This is a genomic window from Rhodococcus sp. WWJCD1 (genome assembly GCF_002258735.1).
Taxonomy (GTDB): domain Bacteria; phylum Actinomycetota; class Actinomycetes; order Mycobacteriales; family Mycobacteriaceae; genus Rhodococcoides.
This window is the reverse complement of the sequence record NZ_NOXY01000011.1, coordinates 67475-92021: the sequence shown is the minus strand read 5'-3', so window position 1 is coordinate 92021 and position 24547 is coordinate 67475. Positions and strand designations below refer to the sequence as shown.

The window sequence follows — 24547 nt, the reverse complement described above, 5'->3', positions numbered from 1 at the left end:
GTCAGCGCTCCTCGGGTTGGATGTAGACGACGCCCTGGCCGTCGAAGCGGAGGGAGAACGCCTCGCCGCTGCCGCCGCCGATGGCGGAACGCCACGTGACGTCGGTGACGAAGCTCTGATTCAACTGGCCGCGATGGGCGACGAACGCGTCGGGATCGACGACGAGGGGGTATTGCGGATCGACGGCGAGGGCGATGATCGGCCCACCCTTCGACAACAGCGCCACGGTGCCGGATCCGCTGACCACCGTGGTGAACAAGCCCTGCCCCGACGTTGCGCCGCGAAGACCGGAGAACTTCACATCGGTCTTCAATTGGCCTGTGAGAGCGAGCAATTGAGACGATTCGACGTGGAGGCTGTCACCCTGCACCTCGACGAGAGTGATGTCCTGGGCATCGACGGCGAAGTACACGGTGCCCTTGCCGGACACGTCCATCAACGACAGCGACTCGCCGGTCACTTTCTGTTTGAGGGCAGCGCGGAATCCTCCGCCACCGCCCATCCCTGCGCTTTTGAAGGCGACATCGCCCTCGTACGCCACCATCGAACCCGACATCGCACGCAGGGAGTCGCCGGTCAGGTCTGCGACCAAGACGCGGTGCCCGTTCATCCTCAGCTGAGCCACGGGGGAACTATGCCACTGCACGCGCCCCCGCGGCTACTGCTGGAGGAAATATCTAGACGAGCGGCTTCAGGGCTTTACCTGCCAGCTCGACGGCTCCTGGCTGGTGTCCGTTGGTGATCAGGTTGATGATGACGCCGTCGATGCCCTGATCGAGGACGCGCTTCTGCACCTGCTCGGCGACATCGTCGGGGGTTCCGCAGAAGTGGCGATCGGTGGCCTTCGCGGCGTCCTCCTCGGACAGGTTCGTCAGATCGAGGCCCTGCTTCAGCACGAACTCGCGCTGCAACTCCTTGGCCTTGTCGCCGTCCTCGTCGATGATGACGAACGCGAGGAAGCTCGTTTCGAGGTCCTTCGGGTCGCGGTCGACTTCCTCGCACCGAGCCTGAACGGCTGCCATCTTGCGCGGCAATTCCTGTGCGTCGCAAATGATGTTGAGGTGATCGGCGAACTGAGCGGCCAGGCCGAACGTCTTCTTCTCGCCACCGCCGCCGAGCATGATCGGAAGATCGTCGCGGATGCGGGGCTCGTTCATCGCGTTCTCGACCTGATACCAGAGGCCGTCGAATGTCGGACGCTGACCGCGCAGCATGGGCTCGATGATCTGCAGGGCCTCGTCGAGACGCTCGAACCGATCGGTGAACGTACCGAATTCGAGTCCGAAGCTCTGGTGCTCGAGTTCGTACCAGCCGGCTCCGATCCCGAGGATCGCGCGACCGCCGCTGACGACGTCGAGCGTGGTTACGGTCTTGGCCAGGATCGCCGGATTGCGGTAGGTGTTCCCGGTGACCAAGGCGGAGAGCTGAATGGTGTCGGTGGCCGTCGCAAGGGCGGACAGCGCGGAGTAGGCCTCGAGCATCGGCTCGTCAGGCTTGCCGATGCCGGGAAGTTGGTAAAAGTGATCCATCACGAACGCGGTGTCGAACCCGGCCGCTTCGGCCTCGCGCGCCTGCGCGATGACCTGGGGAAAGAGTTCTGCGACCGAACCGTCGTAGCTGAAGTTGGGCATCTGGTAACCGAGGCGAATAGTCACGAGATCCACGCTACTCGGATATCGGCCCACGGCACGTGGGAGAGCGCGATAATTCGTCCATGACAACCATCGATCTGGCCCGAGCACCGTTCTCCGGATTCGCCGTCGACGACCTGCCTGCAGCCCGCAGGTTCTACGCCGACACCCTCGGTGTCGAGGTGACCGACAACGAGATGGGGATGCTCGAACTACACCTGGGAGCAGCGACGGTACTGGTCTATCCCCGGCCCGGGCACGTGCCGGCGCAATACACCATCCTCAATTTCCCGGTGGTCGACATCGAGGCCGCGGTCGATGTTCTGAGTGCGAAAGGGGTTGTTTTCCAACAATATCCAGATATGGGGACCGACGAGAAGGGGATCTTCCGACACGGTGGGCCGCTGATCGCCTGGTTCACCGATCCTGCGGGCAATGTGTTGTCGGTGGTGCAGGGCTGATCTATGCACTCGGGAGTGGAGCCTGCGGAACGAGCCTCAAGCTGTCGGGGTTCCTTGGGCGAGAGCGACTGTCCCGGAATTGGTCACTCCTGCGTCGTTCACCCACTCCACGACGGCGGTATCGCCGGGGACGCGGCCGATGAGCGCCTCCGACAGATCCGACGAGGACTGCACGTCCGTTCCGTCGAGCGAGACGATGATGTCTCCCGCCGACAAGCCGAGAGTCTCGGCCGGGGAATCGGAGTTCACCGAGACGACGGCCGCCCCCATCGCCGGCTTGTTCTCGAAGACCGACACATCACGCACCGACACTCCGAAGTACGGCGTCGGACCCACATGCACTGTGCCGCCGGACTGCCCGGCCAATACCTGATCGAGCACGGCAACCGCCTCGCCGATGGGGACGGCGTACGCCTCGGGTGCCTGGGGCGGTGCGAACTCGGTGCCGTTGCGAGCGTCGTCCGACAGCCCGGCGGTGTTCACACCCACCACCCTGCCCCAGGCGTCGAACAGCGGCCCACCCGAATCTCCTGCTCGCACATCGGCATCGACTCGAATCATCTTGTCCAGCGTGTTCCGTGAGCCGTCCACCGAGCTGCGGGTGCGCACCTGTTGATCGAGAGCGGTCACGGCGCCGGGTGCCGGCACCAATACCCCTGCGCCCGAGGCATTCCCGATGGCGGTGACGGCATCACCCACGTCGGGAAGTGGGTCCGGAGCCAACTCGACCACTGGCAGGTCGGTCGCGGTGATCAACTGCACGACCGCGACGTCACGAGATTTGTCGTAACCCAGCACGGTGGCGTCGTAGATCAGTCCGTTGCCCATGTTCACCGCGCTGATCTCGGTGGCGAACTCCACGACGTGGAAGTTGGTGAGCACGATCCCGTCGGGAGCGACGACGAAGCCGGTACCGGCGACCCCGGAGAAACCGGCGGAAGCCGACAGTGTGACGACGGCTGGATCGACCCGGGCCGAGAGCTCGTCGAGAGTCAGTGGCGGCGGTTCGACGACGGGAGCAACTGGTGGGACGGGTGCAGGCGCGGCAGTGAAGTCGGTGGTTCCGGGATCGAGTGGTGGCGTCGCGAACAGCCACATACCGGCAGCGACCAGCGTCAGAACCACCGCTCGTCCACCCGACCGCATAGGAATCGATTATGGTCCGGTGGCGTCGGAGGTGCCAGCTAGTTGACGATCACGGCCCGTGGAACGTCGGCGCGCAACGTGAAATCGGTGACGAACTCGCCGTCCTCGGGTCCGTACCGGTTCTTGATGTCGTAGTTCTCGACGTCGAAAGCGTCGAGCGTCGGTGAGTGTGTCGTGACGGCCATCGTCGCGCCGTCGACGTCGAATTGGAGCAGACGCTGAAAGCCGGTACTTCGTTCGCCGTCGACCTCGAAGTACTGGTAATCGGCCAGCAACTGCACGACGGTGCGGTCGGTGTCGCCGACATTCTCGTCGACCACGGCAACCTGACCGTCCACGTGCCCGGACAGGACGAGGAAGACCGACTCGTGGGGTACGACGAGTCGGTTCCAGATCTGTTGACCCGAACTCGATCCGATATCGCCGAACCCCATCAGCTTCTTCTCGCCGAGTTCGTCGAGGTAATAGTGCGTACCGATGACGACGTTGCGGTCGGGGTGATCGTCGAGTACCCGTTCTGCCCACTGCATGACCTTCTCGGGTGGGTTGTAGCCGATGAAGAGCATGAGAAATTTTGCACCGGCGATGTCGACCAGATCGTAGTGCGCCGAATTGTCCTCGGCGGTAAAGGAACCGCCCCAGTACGGCTGATCGCGATAACGCTGTGGGCCGAAGTACTCGTTGTAGAGCGCGTGATTCTTCTCGTGCTCTCCGGGAACCAACTTGCCCGCTGCGTTCCAGATGTTGTCGTGGTTGCCGGGCAGCACGCCGTGGGCGATGCCGGCGTCTTCCAGGATGCTCATGGACTCGCTGGCTGCCTCGAATTCTTTGCGGGCCTGGGTATCCGGTCGACCGGGGCTGATCCAGCTCTGGATGAGGTCGCCGGTGTGCATGCTGTAGTCGATCTTCAGCTCGTCGGCGTTGTCGGCAGTCCATTGCGTCATGTCCGAATACACACCGGGGTCGTCGCGAGAGATGTACTGGGTGTCGGTGATGTGTTGGAGCGCGAAGTCGTAGGTGTCGGCGTCCGCGAAAGCCCGGTCGGGGCTGGCGTTGGTCTCGGCGAACGAGCGATCCGCTCGAGGACTGTCGATGACGAGAACCTCGACAGTGCCGCTCTCACTGGCTACGTCGGCGCTGAGTTCGATCAGTCCGCCGGGTGTCGCAGGTTGCGCTGCCGCGAGCGGCGGACCCCAATCGGCCGTCGATTCGTCCCATACATGCAGCGCGAGATCGTTGGTGTTGACCGATCGACCGGACCAGGTGAGCGTCGTTCTTTCGGTCCCCGGCAGCACCGAAACGGTGTAGCGAAGGTACGGGTACTCGTCCCATCCGGAAGTCTGCATCTCGGTGCTCGACGATTCGACACCGACCGCGTGCGTCGTCGGATCCGATTCTGCGGCGATCCCCGCCACCATCGACGTGGTGATCGCTGCGGGAACCGTCGTCAACCCGACACCCGGTACCGCAGCGGCCTGGCGAGGTGCCGGCTGATTGCGACGCTCGGCTCCCGCGTCGGCGCCGGTGAGGGCGAGCAGAACACAGGCCAGCGCCAGGGAGCCGAATGCCGATGGGCGCTTCATGTCATCGAGGTTACCGATACCAGCGCCAGAGCCGCGGCGTCGCGATGACGAGGAGCACCGCGAGCGGATCGAAAACGACGAGTCCGACGAAGAACCACGCGATCGTTGTGGGGACACCCGGATAGGGATTCGCGACCGGTCAACTGCCAGGATTCCAGGGCGGCGCGACGCCCCAGCCCCAGCGAGGGACGGGTGCGTCGGCCACCAGCTCGGCGTTCGGCTGAGAGTTGGAGAACGCCAGTCGCGTTCCCCATTCCACGTACGCCATGAATGCCGAGCGAAACTCGGGATCGTCGGGTAGCTCGGCGTCGTCCGCCGCGATCGACATCAACTCCACGAATCGGCGACGCTGCAAGGCTGTGATTCCCAGGTCGATGTGGTGGGCGAGCATGCGGTGGTACCCACCCAGCTCGGTGGTGTAGCGATCAGGTCCGCCGAATACTTCGGCCCACCAGAGGGTGACGTGAGCGCGGTGATCTTCGCTCACGCCACCGGGAAACATCGGCGACAGCAACGGGTCTCGCTCGACGTGGTCGTAGAACGCGTCGAGCAGCCGCCGGAACGCAGCGTCTCCACCGGCCCAGTCGTAGAGCGTGGGATCTGCCATCTTCAATACAATACACAACAGTATTGTATTGACAAGGTATGTTGCCCATCATGGTGAGCAAGACGGGCCGTATGCGCGATACAACGATCGACGACCGTGTTCTTGCCGTCGCCGCTCGACAGCTGGCCGAATCGGGATACGACGCTTTGTCTGTTCAGCGCGTGGCGTCCGACGCCGGCACCACGCGGCAAGCCATCTACCGCCGATGGGCGACGAAGGCCGCGCTCGCGGAAGCAGCCGTCACCGCCGTCGCCGAGGTGGCACCACCCGAACTCGACGACGCCGAGCCGTTCGAAGCGCTGGTCCGCGAACTCACCGACTTCAGATCGGGCGTCTCGCGCCCCGGCCGAATGGCTCTGGTCGGGACGATGTTGCAGGAGGGAACCGACGACGATGTTCGTGACCGGTACGCCGTAGGCGTCGTCGCCCCACGGAGGCGACGTATTCGAGACATCCTCGAACGCGGTCAGCGCGAAGGGGCGATTCCGGTCGACGCGGACCTCGAGATCATCGTTCCGATGGCGACCGGCTCGTTCTACGGCCGGGCCCTTGCCGGAGACCCCATTCCGGAGCGCTGGCCAGAGCGAACGGCCGCGGTGATCTGGCGCGCGGCTGGAGGCGACCGGCGCTAGGAAGGAGCATCTTGCCTGCAGTCGAATATCGACGATCCTTCACCGAGCGTGAGGTGGTTGATAGATCGGACGGCCGCCCGAAATGCGGTGCGAGCGAACCGTCCGGTTCGACCGAGATGGACCGGTCGTCGAACGCCGTCAGGCTGTCGGGAACGTCGACGGGCGAGTATTCCTTCCGCCACATACTCGTACTCATCGGAAATGTTGGCGTGAAAGTCCACGACTAGAGTCTGCTCATGCCCGCGCAGCGTCGACCCCGAGTTCTGATCGGCATCTCCGGTTGGATGTACGCGCCGTGGCGGGGAGATTTCTATCCGGCGGGTTTGGCGCATCGCAAGGAGCTCGGGTACGCGTCCGAGCACCTGACGTCGATCGAGATCAACGGCACCTTCTATGCGATGCAGAAGCCGTCGAGCTTCACCAAGTGGCACGACGAAACCCCCGACGATTTCGTCTTCTCCATCAAGGGCGGTCGATACGTCACGCACATCAAGCGGCTCGTCGGCGTCGATTCGGCTCTGGCGAACTTCTTCGCCACCGGTGTGTTGACTCTGGGGGACAAGCTCGGGCCCTTCCTGTGGCAACTCCCACCCAACCTCGAATTCGATGCGCAGAAGGTGGCGGACTTCTGTGCCCTGTTGCCTCGAACGGTGTCAGCTGCCGTGGCTCTGGCGGAAACACGGGACGACAAGTTGGCGGAGGATCGAGTGTTGTTGCCTGCTGCGTCGTCTCGGCCACTGCGGCACTGTGTCGAAGCCAGGCATGCAAGCTTCGCCTCCGACGAAGCGGTGGAGTTGTTGCGGCGCAGCGATATTGCGATCGTGGTTGCCGATACCGCCGGGAAGTACCCGTACATCGACACTCCGACAGCGGATTTCATGTATGCGCGACTCCACGGCGACGAGGAACTGTACGCCAGCGGGTACACCGATGAGGCCCTCGATCGATGGGCCCAGAAGATTGCGGACTGGACGTCGACGGGACGGGACGTCTACGTGTACTTCGACAACGACATCAAGGGCTACGCACCCTTCGACGCCATGAGGCTCATCGAGCGCGTCGGTAGGTAAGTATTTCGTTCTCTAGCCTTTTTCCAATATTGGAGGTGCGGCTCTGCTGTGAGCAGCGCTCCGAAGCATGTTCCGGCAGCGACGAAGACCCATTCACCGGCACACTGGATTCATGAAACTGCTGGTTCTTGGGGGCAGCGACTTCGTGGGGCGAACGGCCGTCGAGCATGCCCTGGCCCTCGGATGGGACGTCACCGTGCTCAATCGTGGCACGACGGCGTCCGATTTTCGGGTCACGCAGCTTCGCGGTGACAGACGCGCGGCCGACGGATTGGATTCGGTTCGAGAAGGCAACTGGGACATAGCCTTCGATACCTGGTCGTGGGAGCCCGGTGTAGTGGCGCAGTCGGCTTCTGCGCTCACCGGTCGAGTGCGCAGCTACGTCTATGTGTCGAGCCGATCGGTGTACGACGCGCCTGGAGCAGGTGCGACCGAGACTTGGCCGACGGTGCAAGGGCCTGGCGATGACTACGCGCGATGCAAGCTCGGTGGTGAGCAGGCCGCCGTCACGGCATTCGGTGTTCGAGCCTTGCTGGTCCGGGCCGGATTGATCCTGGGACCGTACGAGAATCTCGGCCGACTTCCATGGTGGCTGAACAGAATTGGGCAGGAGCGGAGCCTGCGGAGTGACCAGAATGGGCGTGCCGGGGATGTACTCGCGCCCGGTCCAGCCGACCTGGCACTGCAGTACATCGACGCGCGCGATCTTGTCGGCTGGGCTCTGGACGCGGCTGCCCGTGGGCTCGGGGGTCCGTACGACGTGGTGAGTCGGCCCGGGCATGCAACGATGCGCGAGGTTCTGCAGGCCTGTGTTGCCGCGACACGGTCCGATGCTCGCCTGCGTTGGGTGGAACCGGACGTCCTCAGTGCTGCCGGAGTGCAGCCGTGGACGGAGCTACCGATCTGGATTCCGCCTGGCGCAGATCATGATTCGTTGCACGCGTCCGACGTGTCGAAGGCATTCGCGGAGGGGCTTCGGGCACGGCCGATCCAGGAGACCGTCGCAGACACGTGGACCTGGCTACAGTCATTGAACGGTGAGGCGTCGACGAGGCGCGACCGGACGCCTGTCGGACTCTCCGCCGACCGTGAGGCGGCAATTCTCGCGGGCGTGGGGCATGCAGAGGGTTGGTGAACTCGACAGACGCGCGCGGAATCGTCAGACGCGCGCGGAATCGTCAGACGCGTTCGGAATAGCTGCGAGATCGGTATCGAATTCGCTCGCATCTGACAAACGCGCGCGCATTTGCGGGGAACGCGGCAGCTACCCCGATATTCTGGACTCTTGCAGTGACGCTAGAGATCGGTAGACAAGACTAGGGAGTGCAGAGTCGTCGCACGGCGGCCTCGATTTTCGACGCCCTGCGCTGAATCTCGGCGTCGTCGGCGGATTCGCAGGCTCTGCTCGGCGCGGTCATCCAGGCCGAGGTGATGCCGAACATCATGGTGATCAGGTCGTCGACGGTGAAGGCGTCGGAGATCAGTCCGTCTCGTTGGGCAGCGGCCATGGCGTTGCGTCGCTCCGCGATGACCGAGTGAATGTCGTCGGTGCCCGATGCTGCCATGCCGCCCTGGAGCTGGGTCCACAGAAGTAGGCGGTGTTCCTCGGGATGTGCTGCGAGATGCAGGTATTCGCGTGCTGCATACCCGCCGAGGTCGTCGATGGAGAAAGGTACTTCTTCGATGAACCGCGCGAACCCGTCCTCGACCACAGCGCGGAACAGGGCTTCTTTGTCGCCGAAGTATGCGTACAGGCGCTCCTTGCTGGCCTTGGCCGCAACCGCGATGCGATCGACTCGAGCTCCGGCCAGTCCGTGCACCGAGAACTCGCCACGGGCGGCGGCGACGATGCGGGCGCGGGTCGCGCTGGCGTCAGGTTTCATGGCGGCCACCATACCCCCAACCAACTAGTTCGTTTGACAGGCGGTGCCGAGTGGCTTACCTTTCTGATCGGGACATTTTTCGTGCCCAGAATCAACGAGTACGAGTGGGGTAGAAACATGTCGCAGCACTCCGAGCGCGAAGCGCCGGATCTGAATCCGAACTACGAGCGCCGATGGCTGGTGCTGTGCATCGTCGCCATCACGCAGCTCACGATCGTGCTGGACGGCACCATCGTCAACATCGCGCTACCGCAGGCGCAGATAGACCTGGGCATCAGTGACACCAGCCGCACCTGGGTCATCACCGCCTACGCTCTGGCATTCGGTGCGTTGCTGCTGCTCGGCGGTCGCATTGCGGACTACTGGGGACGCAAGCGCTCGTTCATCGTCGGCATGGCAGGCTTCGCCGTTGCCTCCGCCATCGGTGGACTTGCCCAGGAAGGCTGGCAGCTGTTCATCGCGCGCGCCGGCCAGGGTGTTTTCGCTGCACTGCTCGCACCTGCAGCACTGGCCATCCTGACCGTCACCTTCACCGACACCAAGGAGCGCGCCAAAGCGTTCGGTGTCTTCGGCGCGATCGCCGGCGGCGGCGCAGCCGTCGGTCTGCTTCTCGGCGGCGTGCTCACCGAGTACGCGAACTGGCGCTGGTGCCTTCTGGTCAACATCCCGGTCGCAGTGATCGCCATCGCCGCAGCAGTGCCGCTGGTGAAAGAGAGCAAGGCACACGGAGACACCCGCTACGACCTGCCCGGCGCGATCCTCGTCGCTCTGGGTCTGGCATCGCTGGTCTACGGCTTCACCGAAGCCGAAAATGGTTGGGCGACGGTACCCACCATCTCGTTCATCGCGTTGGGCCTCGCTCTGCTGGCCGCGTTCGTCGTGGTCGAATCCAAGTCCGCCAACCCGTTGCTGCCGTTGAGCGTGCTGCTCGACCGTGACCGCGGTGCCGCGTACATCGGCTCGGCCGTCATCGGTGCTGCCCTGCTCGGTGGCACGTTGTACCTCACGTTCTACTTCCAGATCGTGCTCGAGATGAGCCCGGTGATCGCGGGTGTCGCGTCACTCCCGATGACCGGCGGAATCCTGATCACCGCAGCGCTCGCGTCCGCACTCGTGCCGAAGATCGGACCCAAGCCGCTGATGGCCGTCGGTCCCGTCGTCTCGGCGATCGGCCTGCTCCTGCTGACGCAGATCGGCGTCGACACCTCGTACTTGACGCACGTGCTACCCGGCGTCGTGCTGCTCGGTCTCGGTCTCGGCCTGCTGATGGTGCCGATGCAGAACGTCGCGCTCATCGGGGTCGCCGATCACGACGCGGGTGCCGCATCTGCGCTGATCAACGCCACGCTGCAGGTCGGTGGCGCTCTCGGCGCGGCAGTGTTCACCACGGTCTACACCTCGTCCAAGACCTCGTACCTGGCCGACAACCCGGCACCGACTCCGCCCGCCGGAGTCCCCGCCGAAGCTCTCGCGGGCCAGGAGATCCCCAGCGCCGAAGTACTGGCCTCGCTGCCGGAGCCGATCCGCAACTTCGTGCTCGCCACCATCGACCACGCGTTCGCGGCCGAGGTCTCCGGCTACGCGTGGGCCTTCGGAACTGCCGCGATTCTGGTCGCGCTGGTGTGCCCGGTGGTGCTGGGACTCGTCCGAGCGAAGAAGGACGACCTGCCCGTCGGCGACACCCCGGTGCATATCGGATAGCTCTCGCTGGACACAGGCCCCGCTGCTCACCCGTCGAGCAGCGGGGTTGTCTTCTTCGAAGGCGTGCGCTCAGTCCGGGTCGATTGCGTCGGCCTGCGCGGTGAGCAGCATGTGCAACAACTCCGGCGGCACGGCCATCGGAGGCAACGAACCGAGGGTGATGGAGTTGTCGGCATCGCCGTTCAGCTCCGTCACCTCGTCGTGCAGTCTTTCCATCTTCTCGTCGAGCTTGTTCGCGCTCTCGGCGGCCTCGGCCAGTTCGGCCTGCAGAGTGGGCGGAATCTCTCCGCGGTACTTGTAGAAGATCTTGTGCTCGAGGCTCGCCCAGAAGTCCATGGCAATCGTGCGGATCTGCAGCTCGACCAGTACCGGTTGGACGCGGTCGGACATGAAGACCGGGATTTCGACGATGAGGTGCAAACTCTTGTAGCCGTTGGCTTTCGGGTTCGCGATGTAGTCCTTGACCTCGACGACTCGAATGTCGGTCTGACTGCTGAGCATGTCCGCGATGCGGTACGTGTCGGAAATGAAGCTGCAGGTGATGCGGACACCGGCAACGTCGAGGATGTTCTCGCGAATGGCGTCGAGCGTCAGCGCGCACTTTTTCCGCTGAGCCTTGTCGAAGATGCTCTCGGGTGTCTTGAGCCTCGACGAGACGTGCTCGATGGGGCTGTATCGGTGGATGTGGGTGAATTCCTGCTTCAAGATGTTGATCTTCGTGATCAGCTCGTCGATCCCGAACTTGTAGCTCATCATGAATCGCGTGAAATCTTGTCTCAGTCGACCCAGGTCGACCGCAGTCTCACCGTTCTTCATGACCTCGCTCATGACCACGATTGTCCACGACGGCGGGCCGAGCGCGCGCGGCGCGGGAATCGAAGCTGGCATCACTGCACGTCGGACCGAGTTCCGGGGTGAAACGCACGAGACCACAGCTCTGACATTGATGCGTGCGGTGATGCCCTCTCTCGCACGAGCACGCACGTGAGCCCACCAGCACCGAGCCGGCGACGAGTGGGTGGCCGTTGGTGCAGTGGGTAGGTGCTCGTTCGGCCCACCGATCGCCGACGCGGTAGAGCGATCCGGCAACCGGGTCGGTATCGCGCTCGCCGGATGCCATCGCGCGCAACCGCCTTCGACAATGTCTACCGCTCGATATGGACCGCCCGAAGTGGCTCGGCTGGCTGCGTCGCCAACTCCGGGGGCGCATTCACACTAGCAGAAATCGAACGTATGTTCTAACACGCAGTCAGAACCATGTTTTGCGGCCACCGACTGCGCGCCCCATCGAACCGAGCACCGTCAGAACTGCGCCGACGACCACCAAGATGATGCCGACAGTCGTCAAAATTGAAATGCCGGCGAAATAGCCGATGAGGGCGAGGATAATTCCGAGAACGATCATGACCACTCCTGAAGTTGGGGTGAGCCCGGTACCGGCGGATGCCGATAGGACCGAAGCTACGCCACCGAGATAGAGGAATGGTCACAATTGTCGCTATTTTCCGGCATCCACTTTCGCTGCGAGAAATGCCTCCGGGTCGATCAGATCCGACTGCCCGACGATCGATCCCAGGTCAGCGATACGTTCGATACCGGTGAGCACCATTTCCTCTTCCACGGTGCCCTCGGCGTAACCGTAGTAACAGGTCGACGTCGTGTGGTTGTGGTCCTTGTCGATGCGGTTGGCGCGGCCCTCGATCTGTCTGATGTCGATGGGTGTCCACCGAGGATCGTGGATCAGCGTCACGCGCGGGGCGAGAGTGGACACCTCCCCTTCGGGGAGCAGTAACTCGTTGGTGTGCAGGTTGATTGCGCTGGTGGTGGTCGAGACGATGACCGACGCGGCCCCGGTCTGGAAGCGTCTGATCGACGCCTCCTGCTCGGGGCTGCTCATGCTGCCGTCGACCACTGCAACGTCGAGTCCCTCGTCCCGCAGAGTCTGCGCCAGTGCCGCGACCGACTCTCGGTAGAACATCGAGACGAACACCTGGTTGCCGGCCTTGACCCACGTCCGCACCTGGTCAGCCGACGCGGGAATGCGCAGATACGAACACTTCTGGCGAAATCGCAGCGTCGCGGCCCGAGTACTGGGGTTCTTCTGCAGCACTCGCTTTCCACCGACGGCTTTCCAGTTCGGCAGGCCCACCTCCTTGCGGTAGTCCACCCACGCGGCGTTGTACAGCCGCTTCTGCGCTGCGGTGAGTTCCTGACCGAGTGGTTCCCGCGGAGTCGGCGGCGACGGCCGCGAAATAGACCACGGCACGGCACCTCCCGACAACCAACCGTGCACCGACGCAATGTCGCGGGCCCGTTTCGACGCGTCCTCCGGCTCCCACCGCCACGTGGTCAAACCGGTCGTGGCCTTGCCTGCCTTGACGGAGAACCCGGACTCGATGAGGAACTCCGCCCACTTCATCGTCACCGCATAACCGAGATATTCGTCGTCACCCAGGATCTCGACCCCGCGGCTGCGCTCGACCGCGCGAGCCATGTACGCGAAGTGCAGCGGCTGATAGCCGGGCGTCGCAGACATCCACACCACCGAGCGGGCCGCCTCCTGGTACCGCCAGAGGATCTGCGACTGCTGGGATTCGATGTTCATCAGCGCGTGCGATTCGTCCGCGATCACCACATCGATGTCGAATCGCAGCTCACCGAGCGAGATGGTCCGTTTGTTCTGTGTCCGTTTACGTTTGCCCAGATCGGTCTCGGGCGGAACCGACAGCAGCTTCTTCGTCGACTGATAGGTGATCAGCAGCCAGCGCTTGCGATCGGACGGCTCGATGTCGGCCTCGCTGTCGGCGATGGTGCGACGCCATCCCGGTAACGCGCCCTTGGGCGCAACCACCAGTACGGTCCCGATCTCTGCCGCCGACATCTGCCGAACGGCCTCGCACACCGCCAACGTTTTGCCCAGACCCGTCGAATCCATCTGCGCGAAGTACGGGAATCCCGCGTCGAGCGCGGCGAGATGGCGTCGAACGGATTCGAGTTGAGTTTCTCGGGGCTGCATCGCCCGCTGCCGAACCATCTCGTCGCGCCACACATCGTTGGCATCGTCCTCGAGCCACCGCTGCAGGCTGTACGGCGTCGACTCGTAGGGCTGCAGATACTCGGGCAACTCGGTGCCGTAGTACGCGAACACCCGAGGCCCGGGATACCACCGCGCGCCGGCCGCACCCGCTGCCGATCGATCCTCGAACGGTACGTCCAGTACCCAGACGCGCTCGCCGGGATCGGGAACCCGCAGATCGGGTGCGGCCGACTTGCGGGGTGAGGTCTTGCGCGGGGCTGCTCTCTTGCGCGGTGCTGCTTTTTTCGGAGCAGCGGCCTTCTTCGGGGCAGCTTTCTTCTGTGCAGCGGCGGGCTCGCCGTTCTTCGCTGCCGCGAACTTTCGCGCGGCACTGCTCTGCCCGGCCTTGACGGTGCGGGCAGTGGTGGATCGGGCTGTGCGTCTACGAGGTGGCATCGGATCCAGTCTGTCGTACGGTGTGCACGAACACCGTAAAGGAGCCCTGTGACATACCCGAACCACCCGCGCGCCGTAGTACTCGTCCACGATCAGGATCCGATCCTTGCGCGACGCGACATCGGCACTCTCGCTGCCGAATTGCGCACCAGGGGTTTCCAGTTGGACGTGCACTCCTTCGACCACAGCCCCGATGTCGCACCACCGCTGCTGTCCGACGCGCAGTTGGTGGTGGTCATGGGCTCACCCGATGCCGCGTACGACGACACGCTGACGTGGCTCGCGCCGGAAATTGCGTACGTACAGGACGCGATCGATGCGCAGGTCCCGGTTCTGGGTGTGTGCTTCGGCGGGCAGCTGCTCGCGCGGGTACTCGGCGGCACCGTCCGCAAGTCCGAGCATCCCGAGTACGGATTCGTCGACGTAGAGACGTCCGAGCCCGAGCTCATCGCCCCCGGACCGTGGATGGAGTTCCACGGCGATACGTTCACCGCTCCCGCGCAGGCCACGGTGATCGCCCGGAACGATGCCGCGCAACAGGCCTTCGTCTGCGGCCCGCACCTCGGGTTGCAGTTCCACCCCGAGATCGACCTCGACACCTACGACGCGTGGGCGGCCGCGTGGGACCGCGACGGCGTCGAACACGGGGTCGACGTGCACGAGATCAGGAGAGAGATCGCCGACGCGGAACTGGCAGCTCGGGCGCGGTGCTCGGCTCTGCTGGACGCCTTTCTCGCCCGATCCTCGGCGGTGCCCCGGTAGGGTCGAACGATGACCGAGGCCAGGCCCAGCAACTTCAGCGATCACCAACTCGGCATCTACGCCGCCGGGATGTTCGCCCAGCAGACACCGCCGATCACCACCAACCTGGCACGGCTGGAGGACCAAGCTGCCGAGAAGCTTTCGCCCGAGGCGTTGGGCTACATCGTCGCCAGCGCGGGCAGCGGATCGACGGCGCGGGCGAACCGGGCGGCGTTCGACAAATGGGCCATCACGCCGCGCATGCTCCGCAGTTCGGCCTCGCGTGATCACGCATGCACCGTGCTCGGCACCGATATGCCGGCTCCGCTGCTGATTGCGCCGGTCGGCATCCAGACTCTCGCCCATCCCGACGGTGAGCTCGCGACGGTTCGAGCGGCTGCGGAACTCGGTGTGCCGTACATCCATTCGACACAGGCATCGCATTCGTTCGAGCAGATCGCCGAGGCAGGCGGAGACGCTCCGCGCTGGTATCAGTTGTACTGGCCGACGGACGAATCTGTACTGCTGAGTTTCCTGCAGCGCGCGAAGGCCACCGGGTTCACCACCTTGGTGCTGACTCTCGACACCACGTTGCTGGGCTGGCGGCCTGCCGATCTCGACCGCGGGTACCTTCCCTTCCTCGCCAACCTCGGCATCGAGAACTACCTGACCGATCCGGCGTTCCAGGCCGGACTGGCGCAGCCCGTCGAGGAGAATCCTGTTGCCGCCGCGATGCATTGGGCGCAGATGTTCCCCAACCCCGGGCTGTCGTGGAAGAATCTGGCGTTCCTGCGCGAGCATTGGAGCGGTCCGATCGTGCTCAAGGGAATCTGCACCGTCGGCGACGCCCGTGAAGCAGCAGCGCACGGAGTCGACGGCATCGTGGTCTCCAACCACGGTGGACGTCAGATCGACGGTGCCAGGCCGTCACTCGACGCGTTGCCGTCCATCGTCGAGGCTGTGGGCGACGATCTGACGATCCTGTTCGACTCCGGTGTACGCACCGGTGCCGATATGGCCAAAGCGCTGGCGCTCGGAGCGGATGCGGTCTTGCTCGGCCGGCCGTTCCTGTACGGTCTCGCGCTCGGTGGGCAAGAAGGTGTTGCACACGTATTGCGTTGTCTGCTAGCCGAATTCGACCTGGTAACGAGTTTGTCGGGTCACACCGGTGCCGGCGAACTGGGCCTCGACTCGATCTTGGAGTCCTGATGGAGTGGACGAAGCACGCAATCTGGTGGCACCTGTACCCGCTCGGCTTCACCGGTGCGCCGGTGCACGGCTGGGACGGTGAATCGCAGTCGGATCTGCACCGGCTGAACAGAATCGAGAAGTGGCTCGACTACGCACTCGAGCTCGGCGCGTCGGGAATTGCCCTCGGTCCGATCTTCGAATCCGAGAAGCACGGCTACGACACGGTCGACTATTTCCACGTCGACGGCAGGCTCGGCACCGACGAGGACATCGACTCCTTGATCGCTGCTGCACACGGTCGGGGCCTGAAGGTCATGTTCGACGGTGTCTTCAACCATGTGGCGCAGAGCTTTCCGAAGTTTCGGCAGGCCCTGGCCGAGGGGCCTGATTCCGAGGCCGCGCAGTGGTTCCACCTCGACTGGTCCGGGGATACGCCGACGCACCGAAACTTCGAGGGCCACGACGAACTGGTCGCGCTCAACCACGAGAGCCCGCACGTGCAGGAGTACGTCGTGGACGTGCTCTCGCACTGGCTCGAGCGCGGCGTCGACGCCTGGCGGCTCGACGCTGCCTACGCTGTGTCGCCACGCTTCTGGGCCGCGGTGCTGCCGAAGGTTCGCGAGAAGCATTCGGATGCATACTTTCTCGGCGAGGTAATCCACGGTGATTACGACCGGATCGTCTCGGCCTCCACGCTGGACTCGGTTACCCAGTACGAACTGTGGAAGGCGATCTGGAGTGGCCTGAGCGAGAAGAACTTCTTCGAGCTCTCGCATGCTCTGGAACGTCACAACGGGTGGCTCGACGCGTTCGTGCCCGCCACGTTCGTCGGAAATCACGACGTCAATCGCATTGCCAGCGTAGTGGAGGACGAGCGACATCTGCTGCACGCGTTGGTGGTTCTGTTCACCGTGGGTGGGATGCCGATGATCTACTACGGCGACGAACAGGCGTTCCGCGGTATCAAGGAAGATCGCGTCGGCGGTGACGACGACGTGCGTCCCGAGTATCCACAATCCCCGGACGATCTGGCCCCGTACGGTTGGCCGGTCTATCGCGTGCATCAGGAGTTGATCGGAGTACGGCGTCGTAATCCATGGTTGTACTCCGCGCGCACCGAGACGCTCGAACTCACCAACACGGCGCTGCTCTACCGCGTGTCCGGGGAAGACAATTCGATGACGGTGGCGCTCAACCTCGGCGACGATGCCATCGAATACCGGGCTCAGGGTAGCGAAGTACTGGCCGGTGAGGCGCACCTGAACGACGGCCGGGTGAGCGTTCCGCCGCACGGCTGGGCCGTCATCGGCTGAGGGTCCTGGCTGCCTTCGCGCGGTCGAAGAACGCCAGCAGATGCGGCAGCTGTTCGTCGGTCACGGTGAACTTCATTCGGTCGCCCGAGTAGCCGATGCTGCCGTCGGATGCACGCAGACCGAGGACGATCTTGGTGCCGTCTCGCGTCGGCTTCGCGTCCACGCCGAGCTGATCCACGTGCCATCGACAGCGCCCACCGGCTGCGGTCCTCACGGCGGCGTCGAACGCTTCGACCGTGCGGTGGTCGAGTACAAAAATCACGTTCTCGTCGAGGCGATACTCCAGGTAGTCGCGTTCGGCCATGGCGGCACAGTAACTTGTCATCGCTGTATTCGGCTATCTATCACTTGCGCTAGAGAGTTGTATAGACGGCAATGCATTGCCCTACCGAGACCGGTGGGTACAGTCGAGCGCGACACGGGGTGCCCCCAGGGGCTGAGAACACACCCGTCGAACCTGATCTGGTTAGGACCAGCGAAGGGAATGTCGTGACGTTTCGGTATTTCCTGTCCCTCGTGACGGTCCCGACCTCGAACGAGAGGCGAGGCGCATGAAATTCGACGAGCAGACAGTGTTGATCACCGGCGGCGGCCGCGGACTGGGAGCAGCGATTGCCGCTGCTTTCGCCGGTGAGGGCTCACGCGTGGTGATCGACTACCGCACAAGCAAAGAAGCCGCCGAAGCGCTTGCCGATCGCCTGGGCGGAAGTGCTTTCGCGGTTCAGGGCGACGTGACCGACGAGCGTGCGGTGGCCACGGTGTTCGACTCGGCGCGTGAGCATTTCGGCACCCCGATCACCACCGTCGTCAACAACGCACTGGCCGACTTCTCGTTCGACGGTGATGCGAGGCCCAAAGCCGACACCATCACGTGGGACCGCTTCGACGCTCAGCTGCGCGGCAGTGTCCGTGCAGCGTTGCTCACCACCCAGGCGGCGCTGCCGGGTATGCGTGAGGTGGGCTTCGGCCGAATCGTCAACGTGGGCACCAACTTGTTCCAGAATCCGGTGGTGCCGTACCACGACTACACCGCGTCCAAGGCCGCACTGCTCTCGCTGACCCGCACTCTGTCCGCGGACCTCGGCGCAGACAACATCACCGTCAACATGGTCTCGGGTGGATTGCTGCGCACCACCGACGCCAGTGCCGCCACCCCGGCCGAGGTGTTCGATTTCATCGCGGCCTCGACCCCGCTGCAACGGGTCACCACCCCGGAGGAGTTCGCCGACGCCCTGTTGTTCTTCGCCTCGCCCTGGGCGCGGTCGGTGACCGGTCAGAATCTCGTCGTCGACGGCGGCCTGGTCAAGGACTGACATGCACCTCAACGCTTTTCTCTACGGCTGCGGTCACCACAGCGCGGCGTGGCGTCATCCCGATTCGCGAGTGGAGGACCTGGGCAACATCTCGTACTACGAGGAACTTGCGCAGCTCGCCGAACGGGGAAAGTTCGACGCGGTGTTCTTCGCCGACGGACATTCGGTTCGAGACCCGGCCGGGGCAGGGACCTGGTTTCTCGAGCCGATCACCGCTCTGTCGGCCATGGCCAGAGCGACCACTCGTATCGGGCTCGTCACTACCGTGTCCTCGACGTTCTACACCCCGTTCCATGCCGCGCGCATGCTGGCGTCGTTGGATCACATCAGCGGCGGCCGGGCGGGCTGGAACGTCGTCACCTCCATGTTCGACGCCGAGGCACGCAATCACGGGATGGATGTCATCCCGGCTCGTGAGGAGCGCTATGCTCGCGCCGAAGAGTTCGTCGATACTGCACTGGCGCTGTGGGATTCGTGGGATGCCGATGCGTTGACGCTCGATCGCGCCGGAGCGTATGCGGACCCGGCCAAGGTGCATGCCATCGATCACGACGGCAGACACTTTCGCGTCGACGGTCCGTTGACGGTGCCGCGTTCACCGCAGGGTCGGCCGGTGCTGTTCCAGGCCGGGGCGTCGGGGCCGGGTCGTGATCTCGCTGCGAAGTACGCCGAGGCGATCTATGCCGTCGCGTACGATCTCGTTGCAGCGCAAAGCTATTACGACGACGTGAAGTCGAGAATCGATCGAGCCGGCCGCGACAGTACAGCCGTGGGCATCATGCCGGGTTTGGTGACGTACATCGGATCGACGATGGACGAGGCTCGACGCAAGAAGGCCGAACTGGATCGGCTGCTCCCCACCGAGCAGTCGCTGTCCATGTTGTCGACCTTCACCGGACAGGACTGTGCTGCTTGGGAACTCGATGAACCGGTGCCGCCGCTACCGCCGGCCGCCGAGTTCGCCGGACCGCAGGGTCGCTACGAGACGATTCTGCGGATCATCGAGAAGGACGCTCCCACCGTGCGGGAACTGCTCGGCACCCTGGCGGCCGGGGGCGGGCACGCCACCATGATCGGCACGCCGGAGTCCATCGCCGACGAGATGGAATCGTGGATCGGTCGCGGTGCCGACGGATTCAACCTGATGTGCCCGCGCTACCCGGACTCGCTCACCGACTTCGTCGATCAGGTGGTCCCTATCCTGCAGCAGCGCAGTCTCTTTCGTGCGGACTACACCTCGTCGACGCTTCGCGGGCACCTCGCTCACTGAGCGGCCGGCCCGAAGACTCCCCGATCGACGAACGTCACCAGAGCGTCGAGACCGTCCTCGGGCGAGCCCTGCCACAGCCGGGCGAAATTCTCCGCCGCACCGCCGATCAGCACCGCAGTGGTGGCGGGGGACGCCGGTAGCTCGACTCCTGCCTTCTCGAAGGTGCCGAGGCGGTCGACCCAGGGCTCGAACTGGACCTGCGTGAATCTCTGTACCCGTTCGGCGAACTCGGGACTCACCAGTGCGGCGTCTCGAAGCGCATCGATCACGACCCGGTGCCGTGTGAGCAACTGCCAGAAGACCTCCAGATGCGGACGCATGGTGGGGTGATCGCGAGCGGAAGGATCCTGCGCCGCGACGATGACGTCGGCGTCCTCACCGATCTGCTCGGCGAGGGCCAACAGCAGCTCGTCCTTGCCGGAGTAGTGGTTGTAGAACGACCCTGCGGCCCGGCCTGCTTCGCGGGTGATGTCGACGATCTTGGTGTTGAGGTACCCGGACCGGGCGAAGACGGCGCGTGCGGCATTCTCGAGTTCGATTCGAGTCTGCTCGGCCTGTTGTGCGCGACCAGTGGTTGCCACCGCTGTTCCCTTTCCTGTTGACACCTCAGCAGTCACGCTACACACTGAATCGAGATTCACTGAACGAGCATTCGTCGAAAGGCCGGATATGAAGGCAGTAGTTCTGACCGAATTCGGGGTACCGACATACACAGACCACGACAAACCAGCACCTGTGGAGGGTTCTGAGGTGATCGAGGTGGCGGCTGCGACGCTCAATGCCGTCGACATCGTCATCGCCGCGGGCACGCACTACCTGAGCCCTCGGTCGCTGCCGACTGTGAGCGGCATCGAAGGCGCGGGTACGACGCAGGACGGTCGCCGCGTCTATTTCTCCCTGCCGGTCTCGCCCTACGGTTCGATGGCTCAGCAGGCGTTGGTACGGACGTCGTCGCTTGTCGAACTACCGGACGGTTTGGACTTCTCGACCGCCGCGACGCTGGGCAATGCCGGCCTTGCGGCGCTGATGCCACTGACCCATGGGGGTCGCATGACGCCAGGGGAGAACGTGGTGATCCTCGGAGGTACCGGGGTGGTCGGCCGCCTCGCGGTTCAGGCTGCGCGGTTACTCGGCGCAGGATCGATCACGGTCGTGGGGCGCGATGAGGCCGCACTCGAATCCACCCGTGATCTCGGGGCCACGGCGACGGTTGCCATCGGTGAGAGGAGCGTCGACGAGCTGAGCACGGCCATTGGGCAGGCATCCTCCGGCGCGGATGTGATCGTCGATTACACCTGGGGCGCAGTCGCTCTGGCCGCACTACGTGCCGGCAACCGGCTCGTTCGTCTGGTACAGATCGGCGACCGAGCCGGTGCCGAGGTCACCGTTCCTGCGCAGCTCCTGCGATCACTCGGGGCGAGCATCGTCGGATTCATGCCGATGCACTACGGACCCGACGGAACCTCGCAGGCGTATCGCACCCTCACCGACTGGGCCGTCAGCGGGCGGATCGCAGTGGAATACGAGAATGTGCCACTGGCTGAGGTCGCGAGTGCATGGGAGCGAGCCCCACGCACCCGTCACAAGCTGGTACTGGTCCCCTGACCCATCAGCCCATCAGCCCAGTGAGTCGATGAATTCCTTTGTCAACCTCGCGATGTCGTCGGCATGGGAGATCGGCGACCAATGCCCCGCCGGAATGTCGTTGCGCGTGAGGTTCTTCACCCACTTGCCGGTGTCGTCGTAGTGGTACGGACGCACCGCGACGTCCTCGGTGTTGACGATGAGGTGAACGGGGATGTCGATGTATCGATCCCGCGGATTGGTCAGCAGCGGAATGATGTTGGCCCGATACAGGTTGGTGCCGTTGGTGGCATCCGACCACAGAGTGGAGTTCTGGGTGACGAGCTTCGGGTCGACTCCCGAGAACTCCTGGAGGAACGCCGGCCAACCCTTGGCGAACTGTCGCTTGATCCGCAGCGTCGACAGGCCGGGGATGTGGAAGGTGACGGTGTACCAGGACGCTCGCGTCTGGGCGAGGACCTGCTTGATGCCGGTGAGAGTGGGTTTGCGGAGCCGCGACTGCGACCACTTACCGAGATGGTCGAGATTGGGTCCCGAAATCGATGTGTAGGAACGAATTCGGTCCTTCGCCTGCGGTTGAGCTGCGGCCTCCCATACCTCCACGGCACCCCAGTCGTGAGCGAGCACGTGAACGGGAGCATCGGGGCTGACCGCATCGGCGACGGCATAGAAGTCCGATGCCAGCCGCGCCAATTTGTACGCCGACTGCTCGGTGGGCACCGTGCTCTCGCCGGCACCGCGGGAGTCGTAGCTGATCACCCGGAAGCGATCCTCGAGCTGGGGCACGATGTGACTCCACAGTTCGTGAGTATCGGGCCAGCCGTGCACGAGGACGATCGGATCGCCGTTCGGGTTTCCGCTCTCGAACACCGCCAACCGAATTCCTTCGTTGACGACCGTCGTACGAACCGCATTGCTGCTCAACAATTTTCCGTTCTATAGATCGAGTACGAGACGCCCGCTGCGTGCGCGGGAGACGCAGATGAGCATGTGATCGCGCTGCTCTTCGGGGGTCAATCGCGTTTCGAGGTGCTCGGGCTCACCGGAGAGCACACGCACCTTGCAGGTACCGCAGAAGCCCTGCTGGCACGAGTACGCGATATTGGGCTTCTGTTCCTTGACCGCGGTCAATACGGAGGCGTCGGCGGCTACGTCGAGCACGGCTCCGGTGCTGATCAGCTGCACCTCGAAGGGTCGGCCGTCGAGAATCGGCGGCGGGCCGAAGCGCTCGAAATGCAGTGCGGTGGCCGGGGACTGACGGAAGTCGCGGCGGACGGCGTCGAGCATGGGGGTGGGGCCGCAACAGTAGACGGCACCGCCGGCTGGGGCGCGCTCGAGCAGTTCGCCGTCACCGGGGTATCCGTGTACATCGTCGGTCCGGACGAACACGCGGTCCGATTCCCAGCTCTCGATCTCGTCGAGAAAGGGCATCGTGTCGCGGGAGCGACCGCAGTAGACGAACTGCCAGTCCATGCCGAGAATCCGTGCGGCACGGACCATCGCGATGATGGGAGTGATTCCGATCCCGCCGGCGATGAAGAGTGCACTGCCGTCGCCGACGAAGGGAAAACCGTTGCGGGGACCGCGAACAGTGACCTCGGTGCCGGGTTGCAGTCCGTGCATCTCGATGGACCCGCCTGCGCCGGTGGGGATTCGGCGCACCGCGATGCGATAGGAACTACGGTCGGATGGGTTGCCGCACAAAGAGTATTGCCGACGGCGACCCGACGGTAGGTGCAGATCGAGGTGGCAGCCCGGATGCCAGATCGGGAGCTGTTCGCCCGTCGGCGACGCGAGGGTGAGGGCAGCGACATCGTTGTCCTCGGCGACGATCTCGCGTTCTGTGACGACCAATCGCAATGCGGAATCGGGATTGTGTCCGGCGACGGCATCGTTGTACTCCGCGCCGGCAGCCGCCTGCATGTACCCGTTGAGGAATGTGCCTAGCAGCTGCATCGAACGATCCGGGCGTCCGCGTCCGCGCAGATCCGGCGGTGCATCCTTGGGGAGCAGCCGTGGGACGCGGCGTGAGGTGAGCTTCACCTCGCCGCAGCCTGCGCGGCCGGGGAGGACGCCAGGTACCGGACGGCCTGGGCAGTGGAGCCTTCCTGGCTGGGGTGGTAGGACTTCTTGAGGTAGCGCGACATGCTGCGGCCGACGTGCGTCAGCGCGGGCAGGGTGCCGCGGCGGACCGACTTTCTCCACAGCGCCGAGCGCGGTTTGCGTACGGATTTCGGTGCCGACTGCAGCTCCGGATCGTTCTTCATCAAGAAGATGATCCCGCGCATCCAGATGTACGCCATCAACGGCACGACGACCACGAACGTGCGCAGCCGACGAACTTCGCGCTTGTCGAAGTAGCGGAGCGTGTCGTAGGCGACCGAGCGATGCTCGACCTCTTCGGCACCGTGCCAGCGCAGAAGGTCGAGCATGGTGGGGTGGATGCCCGCGCGGTCGAGACCGTCGGCGTTGAGCACCCAGTCGCCGAGAAATGCCGTCACGTGTTCGATGGCGGCGATCAGAGCCAGTCGTTCGACCAGGTTGTTCTTCGATCGCAGACTGGTCACCGAGTCGGATCCGAGGACCTTGCCGAAGGCCCACTCCATCTGGTCGGTGAACGGTGTGGGGTCGAGGCCCTTGGTTTGCAGGTGCACGAGCACGCCGGTGTGCGCCTCGGCGTGAACGGCCTCCTGCCCGATGAAACCGATGACGTCGTCGCGCAGCTTCTCGTCGTCGATGTACGGCAGAGCTTCTTTGAAGGTGTCCACGAACCAGTGCTCGCCGGCGGGCAGCAACAGGTGCAGCACGTTGAGAACGTGCGTGGTGTACGGATCGCCCGGCACCCAGTGCATCGGCAGATCGCTCCAGTCGAACTTGACGTTCCTGGCTTGCAGCATCACTTCGCCGGGATCCGATGCAACAGTCTTCCGTTGGCTCATCGCGTCCACC

Annotated in this window: 26 protein-coding genes and 1 riboswitch; of the genes, 12 read left to right on the top strand and 14 right to left on the bottom strand. The window is 64.1% G+C overall.

The features are described 5' to 3' along the window. Nucleotide 1: 1 nt before the first annotated feature. Nucleotides 2-610 carry an AIM24 family protein gene (locus CH286_RS07355; protein WP_037172562.1) on the bottom strand — a complete coding sequence of 203 codons (609 nt, stop codon included), beginning with the start codon at nt 608-610 and terminating at the stop codon, nt 2-4. 67 nt (nt 611-677) lie between these two features. Then, the gene (locus CH286_RS07350) at nt 678-1655 is read right to left on the bottom strand and encodes an LLM class F420-dependent oxidoreductase (RefSeq protein ID WP_032379391.1); all 978 of its coding nucleotides are present in this window, start codon (nt 1653-1655) and stop codon (nt 678-680) included. 59 nt (nt 1656-1714) lie between these two features. Here CH286_RS07350 and CH286_RS07345 point away from each other — a divergent pair, with 59 nt between their 5' ends. Then, nucleotides 1715-2092 (top strand): VOC family protein, encoded by a 378-nt coding sequence (locus tag CH286_RS07345; protein WP_037151866.1) that lies wholly within the window; start codon nt 1715-1717, stop codon nt 2090-2092. 36 nt (nt 2093-2128) lie between these two features. Here CH286_RS07345 and CH286_RS07340 read toward each other — a convergent pair whose 3' ends face one another. From CH286_RS07340 to CH286_RS07330, 3 genes are all read right to left on the bottom strand, one after another. Next, on the bottom strand, nt 2129-3238 hold the full coding sequence (locus tag CH286_RS07340; RefSeq protein ID WP_094608815.1) for a S1C family serine protease: 1110 nt from the start codon (nt 3236-3238) through the stop codon (nt 2129-2131). A gap of 38 nt (nt 3239-3276) precedes the next feature. After that, the gene (locus CH286_RS07335; protein WP_094608814.1) at nt 3277-4821 is read right to left on the bottom strand and encodes a metallophosphoesterase; all 1545 of its coding nucleotides are present in this window, start codon (nt 4819-4821) and stop codon (nt 3277-3279) included. 139 nt (nt 4822-4960) lie between these two features. Further along, nucleotides 4961-5428, bottom strand: coding sequence for a group II truncated hemoglobin (locus tag CH286_RS07330; protein WP_032378605.1), 468 nt, complete (start codon nt 5426-5428; stop codon nt 4961-4963). A gap of 50 nt (nt 5429-5478) precedes the next feature. Between CH286_RS07330 and CH286_RS07325 the strand changes: the two genes are divergently transcribed. The 3 genes from CH286_RS07325 (at nt 5479) to CH286_RS07315 (ending at nt 8265) form a co-directional block, all read left to right on the top strand. After that, on the top strand, nt 5479-6060 hold the full coding sequence (locus CH286_RS07325) for a TetR/AcrR family transcriptional regulator (protein WP_255182595.1): 582 nt from the start codon (nt 5479-5481) through the stop codon (nt 6058-6060). A 236-nt stretch (nt 6061-6296) separates the two neighbouring features. Then, nucleotides 6297-7130: a DUF72 domain-containing protein gene (locus CH286_RS07320; protein WP_094608813.1), complete on the top strand. Its 834-nt coding sequence runs from the start codon at nt 6297-6299 to the stop codon at nt 7128-7130. A gap of 112 nt (nt 7131-7242) precedes the next feature. Beyond that, complete coding sequence (locus tag CH286_RS07315) at nt 7243-8265, top strand: NAD-dependent epimerase/dehydratase family protein (RefSeq protein WP_094608812.1); 1023 nt, start codon at nt 7243-7245, stop codon at nt 8263-8265. 181 nt (nt 8266-8446) lie between these two features. Here the strand turns inward: CH286_RS07315 and CH286_RS07310 are convergent, their stop codons facing one another. Continuing rightward, on the bottom strand, nt 8447-9013 hold the full coding sequence (locus tag CH286_RS07310) for a TetR family transcriptional regulator (protein WP_032402259.1): 567 nt from the start codon (nt 9011-9013) through the stop codon (nt 8447-8449). Between the two features lie 81 nt (nt 9014-9094). Here CH286_RS07310 and CH286_RS07305 point away from each other — a divergent pair, with 81 nt between their 5' ends. Next, complete coding sequence (locus CH286_RS07305; protein WP_255182594.1) at nt 9095-10714, top strand: MFS transporter; 1620 nt, start codon at nt 9095-9097, stop codon at nt 10712-10714. Between the two features lie 69 nt (nt 10715-10783). Here CH286_RS07305 and CH286_RS07300 read toward each other — a convergent pair whose 3' ends face one another. Beyond that, nucleotides 10784-11542, bottom strand: coding sequence for a GTP pyrophosphokinase (locus tag CH286_RS07300; protein WP_052058511.1), 759 nt, complete (start codon nt 11540-11542; stop codon nt 10784-10786). Here CH286_RS07300 and CH286_RS27805 point away from each other — a divergent pair. Then, complete coding sequence (locus CH286_RS27805; RefSeq protein WP_155289226.1) at nt 11541-11702, top strand: hypothetical protein; 162 nt, start codon at nt 11541-11543, stop codon at nt 11700-11702. The genes CH286_RS07300 and CH286_RS27805 overlap by 2 nt on opposite strands. A 261-nt stretch (nt 11703-11963) precedes the next feature. Here the strand turns inward: CH286_RS27805 and CH286_RS27800 are convergent, their stop codons facing one another. Then, nucleotides 11964-12119, bottom strand: a complete 156-nt coding sequence (locus CH286_RS27800; RefSeq protein ID WP_094608853.1) for a DUF6131 family protein — start codon at nt 12117-12119, stop codon at nt 11964-11966. A gap of 93 nt (nt 12120-12212) precedes the next feature. Then, nucleotides 12213-14186, bottom strand: a complete 1974-nt coding sequence (locus CH286_RS07290; protein ID WP_037151848.1) for a helicase-related protein — start codon at nt 14184-14186, stop codon at nt 12213-12215. A 48-nt stretch (nt 14187-14234) separates the two neighbouring features. On the opposite strand from CH286_RS07290, the gene CH286_RS07285 reads away from it, so the two are divergent. The 3 genes from CH286_RS07285 to CH286_RS07275 are packed head-to-tail and all read left to right on the top strand — an operon-like array spanning nt 14235 to nt 17431. Continuing rightward, nucleotides 14235-14948, top strand: coding sequence for a type 1 glutamine amidotransferase (locus CH286_RS07285; RefSeq protein WP_094608851.1), 714 nt, complete (start codon nt 14235-14237; stop codon nt 14946-14948). 9 nt (nt 14949-14957) lie between these two features. Beyond that, complete coding sequence (locus tag CH286_RS07280; protein WP_094608810.1) at nt 14958-16136, top strand: alpha-hydroxy-acid oxidizing protein; 1179 nt, start codon at nt 14958-14960, stop codon at nt 16134-16136. Further along, complete coding sequence (locus CH286_RS07275; protein ID WP_094608809.1) at nt 16136-17431, top strand: alpha-amylase family protein; 1296 nt, start codon at nt 16136-16138, stop codon at nt 17429-17431. Before CH286_RS07280 ends, CH286_RS07275 begins: the two co-directional genes overlap by 1 nt. Here the strand turns inward: CH286_RS07275 and CH286_RS07270 are convergent. Next, entirely contained in the window at nt 17421-17735 is a 315-nt protein-coding gene (locus CH286_RS07270; protein WP_094608808.1) for a hypothetical protein, read from the bottom strand. The two genes, CH286_RS07275 and CH286_RS07270, sit on opposite strands and share 11 nt — an antisense overlap. 105 nt (nt 17736-17840) lie before the next feature. After that, nucleotides 17841-17933, top strand: a riboswitch (TPP riboswitch). Nucleotides 17934-17982: 49 nt separating this feature from the next. On the opposite strand from CH286_RS07270, the gene CH286_RS07265 reads away from it, so the two are divergent. Continuing rightward, the gene (locus CH286_RS07265) at nt 17983-18744 is read left to right on the top strand and encodes a 3-oxoacyl-ACP reductase (protein ID WP_094608807.1); all 762 of its coding nucleotides are present in this window, start codon (nt 17983-17985) and stop codon (nt 18742-18744) included. A 1-nt stretch (nt 18745) separates the two neighbouring features. Then, nucleotides 18746-20014: an LLM class flavin-dependent oxidoreductase gene (locus tag CH286_RS07260; protein WP_094608806.1), complete on the top strand. Its 1269-nt coding sequence runs from the start codon at nt 18746-18748 to the stop codon at nt 20012-20014. On the opposite strand, the gene CH286_RS07255 is transcribed toward CH286_RS07260, so the two are convergent. Beyond that, nucleotides 20008-20595, bottom strand: a complete 588-nt coding sequence (locus tag CH286_RS07255; protein WP_094608850.1) for a TetR/AcrR family transcriptional regulator — start codon at nt 20593-20595, stop codon at nt 20008-20010. The genes CH286_RS07260 and CH286_RS07255 overlap by 7 nt on opposite strands. Before the next feature lie 169 nt (nt 20596-20764). Here CH286_RS07255 and CH286_RS07250 point away from each other — a divergent pair, with 169 nt between their 5' ends. Beyond that, nucleotides 20765-21619 (top strand): quinone oxidoreductase family protein, encoded by an 855-nt coding sequence (locus CH286_RS07250; RefSeq protein WP_255182593.1) that lies wholly within the window; start codon nt 20765-20767, stop codon nt 21617-21619. Nucleotides 21620-21631: 12 nt separating this feature from the next. Here CH286_RS07250 and CH286_RS07245 read toward each other — a convergent pair whose 3' ends face one another. Genes CH286_RS07245 through CH286_RS07235 form a run of 3 tightly spaced genes read right to left on the bottom strand, consistent with a single transcriptional unit; the run spans nt 21632 to nt 24537 of the window. Further along, complete coding sequence (locus CH286_RS07245; RefSeq protein WP_032402258.1) at nt 21632-22522, bottom strand: alpha/beta fold hydrolase; 891 nt, start codon at nt 22520-22522, stop codon at nt 21632-21634. A gap of 12 nt (nt 22523-22534) precedes the next feature. Continuing rightward, nucleotides 22535-23641, bottom strand: coding sequence for a PDR/VanB family oxidoreductase (locus tag CH286_RS07240; protein ID WP_094608804.1), 1107 nt, complete (start codon nt 23639-23641; stop codon nt 22535-22537). Then, on the bottom strand, nt 23638-24537 hold the full coding sequence (locus tag CH286_RS07235) for a metal-dependent hydrolase (protein ID WP_094608849.1): 900 nt from the start codon (nt 24535-24537) through the stop codon (nt 23638-23640). The genes CH286_RS07240 and CH286_RS07235 overlap by 4 nt, the downstream gene beginning before the upstream one ends. Nucleotides 24538-24547 lie beyond the last annotated feature (10 nt).